Source organism: Marinobacterium iners DSM 11526 (genome assembly GCF_900107855.1).
Lineage (GTDB): Bacteria > Pseudomonadota > Gammaproteobacteria > Pseudomonadales > Balneatricaceae > Marinobacterium > Marinobacterium iners.
The window spans coordinates 13,971-28,500 of record NZ_FNRJ01000004.1 but is presented as its reverse complement, the minus strand read 5'-3'; the positions used below and the strand labels follow the sequence as shown (position 1 = coordinate 28,500).

General features: G+C 55.1%; 14 protein-coding genes. 5 read left to right on the top strand and 9 right to left on the bottom strand.

Going from position 1 to position 14,530, the window contains the following annotated elements:
* The first annotated feature begins 20 nt into the window (after positions 1–20).
* Positions 21–1,274 carry a YeeE/YedE family protein gene (locus BLV48_RS06115; RefSeq protein WP_091824651.1) on the top strand — a complete coding sequence of 418 codons (1,254 nt, stop codon included), beginning with the start codon at positions 21–23 and terminating at the stop codon, positions 1,272–1,274.
* 76 nt (positions 1,275–1,350) lie between these two features.
* Here BLV48_RS06115 and BLV48_RS06110 read toward each other — a convergent pair whose 3' ends face one another.
* The 9 genes from BLV48_RS06110 to BLV48_RS06070 all read right to left on the bottom strand — a co-directional run bounded on the left by BLV48_RS06110 (position 1,351) and on the right by BLV48_RS06070 (position 8,656).
* Entirely contained in the window at positions 1,351–2,403 is a 1,053-nt protein-coding gene (locus BLV48_RS06110) for a zinc-dependent alcohol dehydrogenase family protein (protein WP_254774978.1), read from the bottom strand.
* 202 nt (positions 2,404–2,605) lie between these two features.
* Positions 2,606–3,529, bottom strand: a complete 924-nt coding sequence (locus BLV48_RS06105) for a catechol 2,3-dioxygenase (RefSeq protein ID WP_091824648.1) — start codon at positions 3,527–3,529, stop codon at positions 2,606–2,608.
* 19 nt (positions 3,530–3,548) lie between these two features.
* The gene (locus tag BLV48_RS06100) at positions 3,549–3,908 is read right to left on the bottom strand and encodes a 2Fe-2S iron-sulfur cluster binding domain-containing protein (RefSeq protein ID WP_091824646.1); all 360 of its coding nucleotides are present in this window, start codon (positions 3,906–3,908) and stop codon (positions 3,549–3,551) included.
* Between the two features lie 110 nt (positions 3,909–4,018).
* A complete protein-coding gene (locus tag BLV48_RS06095; protein ID WP_091824643.1) occupies positions 4,019–5,080 on the bottom strand; it encodes an NADH:ubiquinone reductase (Na(+)-transporting) subunit F in 1,062 nt (353 codons plus the stop codon).
* A 10-nt stretch (positions 5,081–5,090) separates the two neighbouring features.
* A complete protein-coding gene (locus tag BLV48_RS06090; protein ID WP_091824640.1) occupies positions 5,091–5,453 on the bottom strand; it encodes a phenol hydroxylase subunit P4 in 363 nt (120 codons plus the stop codon).
* Between the two features lie 75 nt (positions 5,454–5,528).
* Complete coding sequence (locus BLV48_RS06085; RefSeq protein ID WP_091824638.1) at positions 5,529–7,031, bottom strand: aromatic/alkene/methane monooxygenase hydroxylase/oxygenase subunit alpha; 1,503 nt, start codon at positions 7,029–7,031, stop codon at positions 5,529–5,531.
* 16 nt (positions 7,032–7,047) lie between these two features.
* A complete protein-coding gene (locus BLV48_RS06080; protein WP_091824635.1) occupies positions 7,048–7,317 on the bottom strand; it encodes an MmoB/DmpM family protein in 270 nt (89 codons plus the stop codon).
* A gap of 17 nt (positions 7,318–7,334) precedes the next feature.
* Entirely contained in the window at positions 7,335–8,318 is a 984-nt protein-coding gene (locus BLV48_RS06075; RefSeq protein ID WP_091824633.1) for an aromatic/alkene monooxygenase hydroxylase subunit beta, read from the bottom strand.
* 26 nt (positions 8,319–8,344) lie between these two features.
* Positions 8,345–8,656, bottom strand: coding sequence for a phenol hydroxylase subunit (locus BLV48_RS06070; protein WP_091824630.1), 312 nt, complete (start codon positions 8,654–8,656; stop codon positions 8,345–8,347).
* A 394-nt stretch (positions 8,657–9,050) separates the two neighbouring features.
* Here BLV48_RS06070 and BLV48_RS06065 point away from each other — a divergent pair, with 394 nt between their 5' ends.
* From BLV48_RS06065 to BLV48_RS06050, 4 genes are all read left to right on the top strand, one after another.
* On the top strand, positions 9,051–10,784 hold the full coding sequence (locus BLV48_RS06065) for a sigma-54-dependent Fis family transcriptional regulator (RefSeq protein WP_091824627.1): 1,734 nt from the start codon (positions 9,051–9,053) through the stop codon (positions 10,782–10,784).
* A gap of 65 nt (positions 10,785–10,849) precedes the next feature.
* Positions 10,850–11,569: a 16S rRNA (uracil(1498)-N(3))-methyltransferase gene (locus tag BLV48_RS06060; protein ID WP_091824624.1), complete on the top strand. Its 720-nt coding sequence runs from the start codon at positions 10,850–10,852 to the stop codon at positions 11,567–11,569.
* Between the two features lie 169 nt (positions 11,570–11,738).
* Positions 11,739–12,764, top strand: a complete 1,026-nt coding sequence (locus BLV48_RS06055) for a Fe(3+) ABC transporter substrate-binding protein (protein WP_091824621.1) — start codon at positions 11,739–11,741, stop codon at positions 12,762–12,764.
* A gap of 76 nt (positions 12,765–12,840) precedes the next feature.
* On the top strand, positions 12,841–14,529 hold the full coding sequence (locus BLV48_RS06050; protein ID WP_091824619.1) for an ABC transporter permease: 1,689 nt from the start codon (positions 12,841–12,843) through the stop codon (positions 14,527–14,529).
* The last annotated feature ends 1 nt before the right edge of the window (position 14,530 follow it).

Below are 14,530 nucleotides of genomic sequence, written 5' to 3'. Positions count from 1 at the left end.
TGAATGATTGGATACAACTGATGAACCCTAAAGAAAACCTCAGCGGCTTTGCTCTGCTGGCCGCTGTCCTGCTGTTGGGCAATGCCCTGCTGGATTCAGCCATTTTTTTCCGTCTGCTGGTCGGCCTGGGTCTGGGCTACGCCCTGACCCGCGCTGCGCTCGGTTTTGCCGGCAGCGTCAACCGCGCCTATCGTGCCGGCTCAACCCGCCTGATGCGCGGCTTGATGTTGATGTTTACCGCCACCGCCGTGGCCTCAACCGCCTTTCTGTACAACCAGAACCCACATGATCTGAACCTTTGGGTCAACCCGATCAACCTCGGTTTGGTGGTCGGCGCGCTGATGTTCGGTTTCGGCATGTCGTTCGCGGGCTGCTGTGCTTCGGGTGTACTGACCTACTTCTCCAGTAACTTGGCACGCCCGGCGCTGATTCTGTTCTGCTTCGGTATGGGGGTGTTTCTTGGCTTCCCGTTACAGTCACAGGAAAACTGGATCACAGACACACTGATCTCGACCCCGACCTATGCCGACAAGGGCGTTTACCTGCCTGACCTGTTCCCGAGCGACCCACTGGGTGGTTATTTTGGGGCCATTGTAATCACGGCAGCCCTAGCAGGGTTGGTGAGCTGGCTAGCCCATCGCTACGAACACCACCGTCGTCGCGACAACACCTATATCGGGGTAGATTCAGAACATCAGGTGTTGAACAGCAAGCCCTCCAACTTGGGTGAGCACCCGTTCTTCAGCCGCCACACCTATGAAGCGCTGTTTGTGTCACGCTGGTCGATGACCACCGGCATCGCCATGATTGTGGTGCTGTTTACTCTGCTGATGGGTGTTACCGGTTCAGGCTGGGGAGCATCCACCCCCTTCGGTCTCTGGTTTGGTCGCCTGCTGATTCTGATCGGTATGGACCCAGCAGCCGTAGCAGCTTTCGCCGACCGTCCGATACAGGCCTTTACCATGCCATTCCTGAGCCATCCGGTGAATGTGCAAAACATGGGCATCATGCTGGGTTCGGTAGTGTCTCTGCTGCTGGCTGGGCGCTTCTTCAGCGGTCTGTCACGAATGCGCCTGACGGCACGTGAAGCGGGCATGTTGGTCATCGCCGGTTTGGCAATGGGCCTGGGTACTCGATTTGCCAATGGCTGTAACGTGGGCGCCCTGTTTACTCCGATCGCCAACTTCTCCCTGTCGGGCTGGATCTTCCTGGTGTTCATGGTGGCCGGTGGTGTGATCGGCAACATGCTGGGACGGCGGATGCAGGCGGCTTAATCGCGGTCTGCTGCAGAGTGGCATGCCTTCTTAAGCCGACAAATGCATCCGTATCTCAAATCATCGAAAAGGATCGTTAGTCGTTATTAATGATCACCTTCATCGCATTTTCACGCGAGGCGTTGCCGAACACTTCATAGGCGCCCATGAAGTCGTCGAAGCTGAAGCGATGGCTGATTAATCGCTCCGGCTGCAATTTGCCCGAGGTAACGGTTTTCAACAACATGGGAGTGGTGTTGGTATTTACCAAGCCGGTGGTGAGGGTGATGTTCTTGATCCACAGGTCCTGAATCTGCAGGTCCACTTTGGTGCCGTGTACACCCACGTTCGCAATATGCCCGCCCGGACGCACGATCTGCTGGCAGATATCGAAAGTGTGTGGAATGCCCACCGCTTCAATCGCTACATCCACCCCATCTTTGGTATGCGCCATGATCTGTGCAACCGTATCGCCACTGCCGCTGTTAATAAGGTCAGTGGCGCCAAAGGTTTTGGCCATCTCCAGCCGGCCATCGTCCAGATCCACCATGATGATCTTGGCGGGGGAATAGAACTGCGCCGTCAGCAGTGCGCCCATCCCCACAGGGCCTGCACCCACAATCGCAACCGTATCACCGGGTTTGACCGCGCCGTAGAGCACACCAATCTCGTGACCGGTGGGCAGGATATCACTGAGCATTACCAGCGCCTCTTCATCCGCGCCTTCGGGGATCGGGTAGAGACTGTTGTCAGCATGAGGAATGCGGACATACTCGGCCTGAGTGCCATCAATCAGGTGGCCCAGAATCCAGCCGCCATCCTCGCAGTGGGAATACATCTGTTGCTTGCAGTATTCACACTTGCCGCAGGAGGTAATGCATGAGATCAGTACTCGATCACCCGGTTTGAAATTGCTGACGGCATCGCCAACCGACTCAATGATCCCCACGCCTTCATGGCCCAGAATTCGGCCTTCGGTCACGGCAGGCACATCGCCTTTGAGAATGTGCAGATCGGTACCACAGATGGTGGTTGTGACGATTCTGACCACCGCATCGGTGGGTTTCTGCACCTTGGGCACCGGTACGGTGTCCAAAGACTTTTTACTCGGGCCGTGATAGACCACCGCTTTCATACTGTCCTGTGTCATTGCTGTCTCCATTGAGCAAAGATGAAAGATATCTCAGTCAAATCAGCATAGCGAATATGTGGAAATCTGCCAGCGTCACGGTGTACCTTCACGTCATCGATGCTCCTGTGCATCCATGCACCCGCAACATACCGTACGCCCTGTACGTAAAAGCCCGCTGCGGAACGAACCGGAGCGGGCTTGATACAGCTAGAACAGAGGATCAGGTCAAAACGGTCAGGAAACGCTCGTTGAGCTGACGGTCATGGTAGAAGATCGCTTTGCCCAGTTGCTCGGCATCCCAGGTCACCGGTTCGTGGTCCGGGTAATGGTAGTCTCCACCGGCAAATACTTCATTGCGGTTACCTGACGGGTCAAAGAAGTAGATGGTCTGGCCATGGGTCAGGCCGTGACGGGTCGGACCAATATCAATGGAAGTATCGGTCATGGAGATCAGATCCGCTGCTTTCAACACATCGTTCCAGGTTTCCAGGAAGAAGGATGCATGGTGCAGCTTGGCAGGTTCGGGATGCTCAATGAACGCTACATCGTGCGCTTTCATACTTGCGGTCATGAAGCCGGCCAGTTGTTTGCCTTCAGGGTCGACAACCTGTTCGGCCAGGTCCATACCCAGTACATCAGTGAGCAACTTGACGGTAGCAGGCACATCCGGCCCGTACAACAGACAGTGGTCAAAGCGAGTCGCTTTCATGCCTTTCAGATCGCGCGGCCAGGCTTCCGGATTGCGGTTGCCCACGCCCCACTTGCCGGTTTGCTCCTTGGTGGCAAATAGCTCGAAGCGATGCCCAGTTGGCACTGTAAATGCGATGCGACGGCCGCAGCCCTTCAGGTCACCGGCTGCGATCTCTTCGGTGGCAACACCCGCCGCCTGCAGCTCGGCACTGAGACGATCAATGGTGGCTTCATCAAGACATTTGAAACCGACAAAATCCATCCCTGGTTGATCCGCCTCACGCAGTACCAGAGAGAATTTATCCACTTCGGTCCAGCCCTTGAGGTAGACACGACCCTGAGTGTCACGATCAGCTTCGATCATGCCCATCAGGTCAACGTAGTGCTTCAGAGCTTCATCCATATCCAGAACGCGCAACTGGATATGACCGGGACGCATTACACCTTTTTTCATAGCCGTTTCCTTATAGTTGTTAGCTTGCTCGATCTGCCTTACCACAGCTGGTGGCGACTTCGGGCGGATCAGGTTCGATTGTCAGATTACTGCGGGCATAGACCCTGCAGGCCAGCACAGTGCCCTCAGCTTCCTGTTCGGGGGAAACCCAGGCTCTGCTCATGCGTTTACTGAAATACTCACCCTTTAAAATCCGGATGCGGCATTTGCCACACCCGCCGCCACGACAACCAACCGGTATCAGCGCCTGCCCTGCCCGTTCCATGGCGACCAGCAGGCTCAACTCCGAACTGGCGTTAAAGCTGGTCTCCTCATCCGTCAGCTCGATACGGTGGCGCTGCGGTGTTTCCGGAGTCGATGCGTTATAGTTGTTATTCATATTCAGACCTCACGTGATGTCTGATAATCCCGCCTCGAGGCCGGGGTTTCCACCGCCTCAGATGGAAACATGAAATCCCGAAAGCGGGTGAAACTATCCCTGATTCGGGATCAGATTCGTTTAAACAGCGCTGAACGGGTCTGCTCATCAGCACCGTCTGCAGCCGTTACAAAGCGCTCCATGTGGATGTCCCGCTCGAACAGGCGCCCCTGCATCAGCGCAGTGATGGCAGCATCGATCATTGGCGGCGGCCCGCAAAGGTAAGCCTTGTGACCGCTGAAGCGGTTATCAAACCGGTCGATGGCCGCTTCATGCACAAAACCCTTGAAGCCTTGCCATTGATCCTCGTCAAGAGGTTCATTCAAAGCCGGAATGTAGTGGAAGTTGTCGTGCTCACGGTCGAGCGCTTCGAACATCTCACGGTTGTACAACTCACTGACGTTACGCGCTCCCTGGAACAGATAGATCTGGCGATTGTCGCCCGCTTCCAGCAGATCCAGAATCATCGATTGCGGACTGGAAAGACCGGAGCCACCCGCGATAAAGATCACGTCCTGATCATCTGACTTGCGGACAAAGAACTGACCATAGGGACCGGAAATATCCAGCGTATCACCCACCTGCAGTTGCTCATGCAGCCAGGTGGTGCCGGCGCCATCCTGAATCCGACGAATATGCAGTTCGACATGGCGGTCATCACTGGGCTTGTTGGCAATCGAGAAGGCTCGCGTACCTTCAACGCCCGGAATTTTCAGGTTGATGTACTGCCCCGCCTGAAATTCCATCGCACTGTCCAGTTCAAAGGTGATTCCCTTGATGGTGGGCGACAGATCGACGATGTCGGTGACGGTGCCGACGTAGTCCTGTACCGGGTAGCCCAGAAAATCGGGGTCGACGTCGATGTCGGCTTCGATCACCAGATCACTCTCTGGTGTGGCACAGCAAACCAGAATCTTGCCCTCTTCACGCTCTATATCCATCAGCGCGAAGGGTGAGGCGTTGCCCAGATCGGCATCACCTTCAAGTACCTGCACCTTGCAGGTGGCACAGGTTCCATGACCACAGGCAAACGGCAGCCAGACCCCCTGACGCAGGGCAGCATCCAGAATGGTCTGCCCATCGTCGACTTCGATCACATCACCGGTCGGTTCGACCCTGACTTCATAACTCATAACGCTCTCCTCAAACGCCCGCGCCCTTGTAACCCTTGAGATCAGGGGTTTGGAAGCGCAACAGGGACTTGTGGCCAATACCCTGATCCTTGAGGGACACATCCAGCTGCGGCTCAAACGGCTGGCCGTCCAGAAGCCAGGTTGCTTTGGACCAGTCGATTTTGGACCACTCCGGGTGCAGTGAAAAACCCTCAGGCATTACCTCATCACGCAGCGCACGGAACAGCGTTTCCGGCGGCAGCGGGTAGGCAAAGGCGGCACAGAACATCAGATGATGGTCCCAGCCTACATAGACAATCTGATTGCCGTGGAAATTTTCAACACGGTCTTTAACATCACCCTTATAGTCGGGTGTGATGGCATATACTGGCATTATTGTTATCCTCAAACTCGTGTAGATACACCGAATTGAGAAGCGGCTGCATGTTCAGCGCGCCTCTCAGTGACTTCAGGCAACGCCCTTCCACTTCTTCCAGCGCTCTTCGTCTGGAGAGCCCTTGATGTCCATGTTGTCGACGCCGACGTTCATCTGGTAGTAGTCGCGCAGGATGTCTTCAACACCCGGACCACCACAGTTGCCCTGGAAGATCTGGTGCACCGGCAGCCAGGACTGCACAAACTTCTCCGGTTCATCATCGAAGATGTCCTTACAGCCATCCGAGCAGAAGTGGTAACGATCACCGTTGTAGACCGTATCGCGATAGCAGGTCTGGCTCGGATCATCCATCTCGGTAAACAGCATCGGGATCTGACAGGTAGTACACAGCTGAGGCAGAGCCTTGGTATAGAAACGCTCACCGCGGGCTTCCATCTCTTTCGCCAGCTCCCAGCGCGGACGGTAGTATTTGTCGAACGTATCGGGGTACTTCTCGCTCAACCAGTCCAGCTCTTCATCGGTCGGGATCCAGGTGTGGAAGCCGGCCGCATGACCATGGGTATAGAAGGTCCACCAGGCCTGATGCGAAACGTGTTCCTTTTCCTTCTCGATGGTATCGGCGTACTTCGGCATGCGGATGCCGTAGCGAGCCAAGTCCTTGAACAAAGCGCCACCGGCCTCTTCAAAGTACACTTCCCAGGCTTCTTTCCAGCTCATCACCTTGTTGGGCAGCATGTAGTCCATCATCATCGCCACGATGGTAAGCAGACGGGTGCCGCGCCAGAACCACTTATCGATCCATTTCTGTACGATCGGCACGTTGTCTTCATGCTGCTCCAGCAGGAACTTGATCACCTCAAGCCCAAGGGTCATGTGGCGCGCTTCGTCGGACTGGGCCGAGAAGCCGAAGGTTACGGTGGCCATATCACCGTTGTAGGCTGCGCCGGACATGAAGGGTACAAACAGCAGGTTGGTCAGCACGTATTCGAAGCTGAAGCCGATTGCCACCATGAACTCGAACGGACCCGCTGCACGCGCATCGTTGAAGAACGATTTGGGTACAGACAGGTACCACACGCGGTCGTGCATGTGCGACCAGTCCTGCAAACCGTCAAAGAACTTGTTGTAGTGACTCATGGCGTGAACCTGAGTCTGGACGTGACGCAGTTCATCGATGGACTGCATCTGGCAGGCGACGCGAGCGCCAACGCCGCCAAACTGGCGACCGGTGTGAGCAAAGCCCTGGAACGCCTGATACTCAAGCGGCGAAACACCGGTCAGGAAGATTTTCAGTGCGTTGACATAACGCGGATCGGAGATATTGAGCTGGCCGTTGTTCTGAGAAAACGCATCAAAAATGGCGTACAGCTTTTTCTCTTTTTCAGCCTGATACTTCCAGTAGGAATCCATGGTCAGGCGAAACGGGTCTTCCCATTTGGACCAGTCGGTAATCTTGATCCCTTCGAACTCTTCGAACGGAAATGCATCTTTACGATCCTGATAGGAAAAGTCCCAATCCAGATCACGGGTCAGCAGGCGATATTTGTCTTTGATGTTGAGTTTCTTGGCTGCCATCGGGGTTACCTTCTTGTTATGAGTTCCAGGTCAGGGTGATCTGATCGTCGTCTTCGTCGACGTTGCCACCGATCGTGATCAGGTTCAGGTGCAGCTCCTGCACGTCCCAGTCACGTCCCATTTTTTCTTCCACGGTTTCACGTTTCACCGCGAGATAGTTTTCGGCTTCAATGCGAATCATGGCCGGCATGTGAATCACGGTCGCTTCAGGATTGTCTTCCTCGATAGCCTCGACGATGTAGCGAGATTCATCGTTATCCTGCAGCGCGATATATACTTTGGACATGGGGCATTTCCTTGTTGTTATTTGATACCGGCCTTCGCGACCCGCTTATCCAGTTCTGCCAGCGACTGTGCCAGCGCTTCGTCATTCAGCATGGCGGATGCAAGCGGTGCCAAGGCTTCTGCAGCCTTGCCACGCCACTTCTCGATCCACTGCGCCAGCAGCGCCTTGTTTTCTTCGGACTCAGCCGCTGTCGTTTTCATTACGGCATCTACCCAGCGTGTCGTGTCCTTGTACCAGAGCTGCATGAACTCGGTGAGCATGGCGACATCCTGAGCACCGTTGTCTGCCAGGTGCTGATCAAACTGGGCATAGACAAGGTCATACACCAGGGTGTCCACAACAAGGTTCTGTGCGACACTCACTTCAAACCAGTCTTCGGTTACCAGCATCTCTTCACACAACGCACGCAGCCCCTGCCAGATGTCAGCTTCCATCCATTGCTGTTTTGCCTCGGCCAGTGCATCGCCGCTGTTGCCGTCCAGTATCAAACCGATACGCGAGAGATACTGTGCGATGCCAAGCCGATCCATGCCATCAAACAGCAACGCCTGAGTGATCGCGGTACCGTAGCCGTAAGCCGCTCCATACATGTTGTTCAGGTTGGCGGTGTGCTCCAGGTGACGCAGCGGCACCAGGTAGCGGATTACCTCGGCCTGGCGTTCTTCGCTCAGATGGCGGGCAAGATCGCGCTTTTCAAAGAACGCGTAGTTGCTCTCGGCGTTTTCCTGCATTTTGGCGCGCTGCTGCACGTAAGTGCCGTAGTAGAACTGTCGCGGATCCTTGAGGGCGTACCAGTCAGCCATCTGGATGGCGGTACGGCGAGTATCATTCAGCTCAAGGTCCGGCTGCCACAGTGGGCGGTAATGAAAATTGGTTTCAGACTGAAGGTCGTAGGTTGCTTCCTGATAGCGGGTAGCCGGCTTGTCGCCGAAGCGGCGCTCTACGTTGGCATAGGTATTGCGAACCGGTTCCAGCGTGGCTGTTTTGATTTCAATGGTCATGGAACTCTTCCCAGCTGCAGTTGTTGTTATTCGGAATCACGATCGTGGTTGTGTGACATGAGCGTATCTTCTCCATAACGCCATTTTTCCATTTCGGAATCGACTTCACGGATCTGATCTTCGGTCATGTGGACAACATCGTTGGCGGCACAAAATTCGTCGAACGCGCCTTTTGGCATCACCAGCTCGACAAACAGGGAGGGGTCACCAATGGCAAAATCGAACTCGACGAAACGAGCCCCGGGCTGGCTTCGCACCCTAATGAATTTGGTCAGGCGATCAAAATCCGAACGCTTTGGCAGATCATCATTTCGTGAGTGCAGTGTGAGTTTTGTCATTGTTGTCCTCAGCTCATCGGCGTATGCATTCGTTAATGAAGAGAGCAACAGCTGTGCCAGATTGGAAAAACGGCTGAAACACGACACCCAAAAAACTACCAAGCTATTGATTTAAATAAGATAAAAACACCCAATTCGATGGAAACAATATCGCAACAGTGCGTTGCATAGATGAATAGTCACGCTTGAAAAAATGCTCATTTCATAAAATTTCAGGAATTTTTTTGATGAGATGATCAAATACGCGTTGATTTTGATAAGAACACCAAATGATACTTTAGTCGTATGCTTTGCACTTTCTCTTTCAAATCCGCATGAAATCTTTCAACAATGAAAAAGGGCCGCAGGCCCGCTCACAGAACATCGCTCACACCAAGCCGGTATAAAAACAACTATGGCAACTACACAAGAACTAGAGTTTCCCGGCAGCGGAGACCTACTGTCACAGATCCGCTTTGAAAGCGACAAAGGCAAGATCTGGCTGAATGAACAACGCATGCTGATGATCCATTCCAGTGTAATGGGTCTGCTGCGCAAAGAGCTGATTGACACTTTGGGCATCAACCGTGCCAAGGGCTTCTTGATGCGTTTCGGCTACCACTCCGGCTGGAAAGATGCCGAACTGGTAGCCAAGGTCAGGCCAGACATGTCAAAAGAGGATGCCTTCTTCGTTGGCCCCCAGCTGCATTGCATCAAAGGGATGGTTAACGTTAAACCCGTTGCGCTCAATATCGACATGGATAACGGCATTTTCCATGGAGAATTCGACTGGTTCGACTCATATGAGGCCGATGTGCACCTGCACGATTTTGGCCCTGCAGAGGAGCCTATCTGCTGGACATTGATCGGCTATGCCAGCGGCTATACGACCTATTTCATGGGCCAACAGGTGATTTTCAAGGAAACCCAATGCGCCGGCATGGGACATGATCACTGCCATATTGTCGGTAAGCCGGTCGAACAGTGGGATGACCAAGCCGAGCTGGAGCGCTACCTGTTGCCTGACCCCATCGCCGAAGAGCTGTTTTCATTGCAGAGCCAGCTAAGTGATCTGCGCGACAACTTCCGCAGCTCTGACCAGAGTGAAGACCTGCTGTTCAACTCGGTGGGACGCTCAGGCGCGTTCAAGAATGTGTGTCAGCTGATTCGCCGCGCCTCCTCCAGTCGCGTCACGGTACTGCTGCAGGGCGAAACCGGCGTTGGCAAGGAGATTGTCGCCCGCGGCCTGCACCTCAGCTCAGACCGTGCCGACAAGGCATTTGTGGCAGTCAACTGCGCCTGTATTCCGCCGGACCTGATTGAAGCCGAGCTGTTCGGGGTTGAGAAGGGAGCCTTTACCGGTGCGGTTCAGTCCCGCGAAGGCAAGTTCGAGCGCGCTCACGGCGGCACAATCTTCCTGGATGAAGTGATCGAGCTATCACCGCGCGCCCAGGCCAGTCTGTTACGCGTGCTGCAGGAAAGCGAAATGGAGCGGGTGGGCGATACCCGTACCCGCCGCATCGATGTGCGTGTGGTGGCTGCTGCCAACGAAGATCTTGAAGAGGCGGTTCGCAACGGCAAATTCCGCCCTGACCTGTTCTATCGGCTCAATGTGTATCCGGTGCATATTCCACCATTGCGAGACCGCACAGAGGATATTCCACTGTTGATTGAGCATTTTCTCGAGAAGTATCACACCCTGTACAACAAGCGCACGCTGGGTGTATCCGATCTGGCAATGCAGGCCCTGATGAACTACAAGTGGCCCGGTAATATCCGCGAGCTGGAAAACATGATCGAACGCGGTGTAATTCTGACCGATAACAATCACACCATCGATCTGGATGCGTTTTTCCCCTCGTTATCGGAACCGACTCATCCGCTTAACAGTATCAAGCGCAATGGAACCCTGGGGACCGAGCGCCTGCCGCTGGACCGCCAGCCGCTGCAATCAGACAGCGGCATGCTGCCGCAGGACCTGCTGTGCGATCAATTATTGAGCGAAGAGTTCAGCCTGGAAGCAATGGAAGAGCAACTGATCCGAACCGCGATGGACCGCGTTGAGGGCAACGTTTCAAAGGCGGCTCGTCTGCTGGGGATGACTCGGCCGCAGCTGGCCTATCGATTGAAAAAACTGGACAGTGATTGAACACTGACCCCGGTCCGGCAGGGATGCTATGATCGCCGGTTTTCAGCCTGCATGATGAAACTACCGTGAACCTGATTCTGCTGTATACCTCAGACTTTATCGGGCCGCACCGAGTCCGCCTCGACGGCCGCCGCTTGCGCCACTTGCAGGAGGTTCACCGTGGACAGGTTGGTGAACATTTCCGGGTGGGAGTTCTCAATGGCTTGATCGGGCAGGGAACACTGATCCACCTGGATCAGCACAGTGCGGAACTTGAGGTGAGACTGAATCAGGCTCCGCCTCCTGTACTGCCTCTGCGACTTGTAATGGCCCTGCCAAGACCGAAAATGCTCAAGCGCTGCATCGAGACGATCGCTACTTTGGGGGTCAAGGAGCTGTGGCTGATCAACTCCTACCGTGTCGATAAAAGCTACTGGTCCACCCCCCTGCTGCACCCCGAACGCCTGCATGAACACCTGCTGCTGGGGCTGGAGCAGTCCGGTGACACCCGCCTGCCCCGGGTGGAGGTTCGCAAGCGGTTCAAACCCTTTGTGGAGGATGAATTGCCCACACTGGCCCACAATACCCGCGCACTGGTGGCTCACCCCTACAACGCGGCACCTTGCCCGGCTCCGATGGATACACCAACCACTCTGGCTATTGGTCCTGAAGGCGGATTTATCGCTTATGAGGTGGAAAAGCTGGAGCAGGCTGGCCTGCAAGCCATTCATCTGGGGCCACGCATTTTACGGGTTGAAACCGCTGTCCCCGTTCTACTGTCGCGTCTGTTTCCGCTGCCGGTATGATCTGCCTCAATATATGCTCTCCCTTTACATCTATATACTATTTTAATCTCTAGCGGAAACAAGAATCAGATGCACTAGCATTGACTTGAACGCAAACAGTGATAATAATTCGCATTAAGTTTTTGATATTCGGACTACATGGCTCACGCCACAACCGATGGAGATGTACATGAACGCGAAACACGCCCTTCTTGCTGGTCTGGCCTTTTCTACCTTTGGCGCCGTTGCGCAGGCAGCCGATGAGGTCAACATCTACTCCTATCGGCAAGAGTTCCTGATCAAGCCTCTGCTGGAGGCGTTCACCGCCGAAACCGGCATCAAGGCCAATGTCATCTTCTCCAAAAGCGGCCTGCTGGAACGACTGGAGCACGAGGGTGCCAACTCTCCAGCCGATGTCATTCTGACCTCGGATGTCGGCCCACTGCACGATGCGGTCGAGCGTCAACTGGTTGCGCCGATCAATAGCAGCACCGTAGAAGAAAACGTACCGGCTCAGTACCGCTCGAAGGATGACCTTTGGGTTGGTCTGACGGCACGCTCTCGTATCATCTACACATCAAAGGATCGTGTGGAACCGGGTGAGATCCAGACCTATGAAGACCTGGCCGATCCGAAATGGAAAGGCCGTGTCTGCACCCGCAGTGGCAAACACTCCTACAACCTGTCCCTGATCGGATCAATCATTGAACACAAGGGCGAAGAGCAGGCCGAGCAGTGGCTCAGCGCCGTGAAGGATAATCTGGCACGCCGCCCACAGGGTAATGACCGCGGCCAGGTCAAGGCGGTTATGGAAGGACAGTGCGATGTTGCGCTGGGCAATACCTACTACTATGGCAAGATGCTGACCAACCAGGAAGAGCCGGAGCAGATCGAGTGGGCCAAATCGGTCAATCTGCTGTTCCCAAACCAGGATGGTCGCGGTGCGCACATGAGCATCTCCGGTGCTGCGCTGGCCAAGCATGCGCCCAACCCTGAAGCTGCCATCAAGCTGATCGAGTTCCTGACCAGCGAGCAGGCCCAGAAAATGTACGCGGAAGTAAACTACGAGTTCCCGGTGCGTCCCGGCATCGAGTGGTCTGCCCTGCTCAAGGAGCACATGGGTGAATTCAAGGCTGATGACATCAACCTGGGTGATGTAGTCAAACACCGCGCAACAGCATCACGACTGGTTGACAAGGTCGGCTTTGACAACTGATTCGCGCCTGACAATCGACAGCTGCGACCTGAAGCGGTAGTCTTCCCGGCTACCGTTTCTGTGCGTTCACCGTCCTATGTCTGAAACCGCTACCGCAACTGCCCCGCTGGTTGATACCCGCAAGCCGCACCGCTACATGCCCGGCTGGTACTCCGTTGCCTGGGGCAGCGCTCTGCTGGTGATGCTGCCGGTTCTGGCCGTTCTGTGGCTGGCGCTTTTTCCCACCGAAAACATCTGGCCCCATCTGGTCGATACCATACTGCCGGTTTACATCCGCTCTACCCTGCTGTTGCTGGCCGGTGTCGGCAGCCTGTCAGTCGTAATCGGTGTCAGTACCGCCTGGCTTGTGACCATGTGTCATTTCCCTGGTCGGCGCCTGTTTGAGTGGGCCCTGTTGCTTCCGTTCGCCATGCCCGCGTATGTGATCGCATACCTCTACACCGATCTGCTGGAATATGCAGGCCCGGTACAAAGCACATTGCGTGAGCTGTTCGGTTGGCAAACTGCGCGCGACTACTGGTTTCCCGATATTCGAAGCCTTGGCGGCGCCATCGCCATGCTGACGCTGGTCCTCTACCCCTATGTGTATCTGCTGGCTCGCGCCAGCTTCCTTGAACAGTCGATGAGCATTCGGGATGCCAGCCGCATCTTTGGCTGCACTCCGCTGCAGAGCTTTCTGCGCATCTCGCTGCCCATTGCTCGGCCCTCCATCGCTGTGGGCCTTGCACTGGTATCCATGGAAACCCTGAACGACTTTGGCACGGTTGACTATTTCGCGGTCAAAAGTCTGTCTGCCGGTATCTATGATGCCTGGCTGAACATGGGCAACCTCGGAGCCGCCGCCCAGATTGCCAGCCTGATGATGCTGTTTGTAGTACTGCTGATTTCACTTGAGCGCATTGCACGCGCCCGTCAGCGTCAGTTCAGCGGCTCCGACCGGTTCCGTTCAATTGAACGCTTCCGCCTCAGCCCCGCACGACAACTGATGGCGACACTGGCTTGCGCCCTGCCGGTCGTGCTCGGTTTTGCAATTCCTTTTATCGTGCTCGGAAGCTATGCACTGCGGCGGCTGGACCAGTTCGCCGAGCCCGGCTTTATTGCCAATGCAGTGCACAGCTTTACCCTTTCCGCTCTGGCTGCTGCACTGACAGTCGTGATCGCAGTTGTACTGGCCTACAGTAAGCGACTTTATCCGCAGCAACGCTCGCTTACAGTGGCCGCTCGCTTCAGCAGCCTGGGCTATGCCTTGCCAGGTGCAGTTCTTGCGATCGGTGTCATTATTCCTCTGGCGGCTTTCGACAACAGCGTCGACGCGTTCATGCAACGTCACTTCGGCTTTGGTACGGGCCTGCTACTGAGCGGTACACCCTTCGCCATCGTATTTGCCTATTCCGTGCGCTTTCTGGCGGTATCAACCGGCAGCGTGGAGTCATCACTGGCCAAAGTTACACCCAGCATGGACATGGCATCGCGCTCTCTCGGCCTTAACCCACTGCAAACCCTCCGGCGCGTCCACTTGCCACTGATCCGAGGCGGATTGTTAACGGCCGTTCTGGTAGTTTTTGTCGACTCCATGAAGGAATTGCCGGCCACTCTGATTCTGCGACCGTTCAATTACGATACGCTGGCAACCTATGTGTACCAGTATGCGTCAGATGAAATGCTGGAAACCAGTGCACTGTCTGCGATGCTGATTGTGCTGGTTGGAATTGTGCCGGTCATTCTGCTCAGTCGCACTATCACGGCGACCCGGCAGGGCAAGTAGG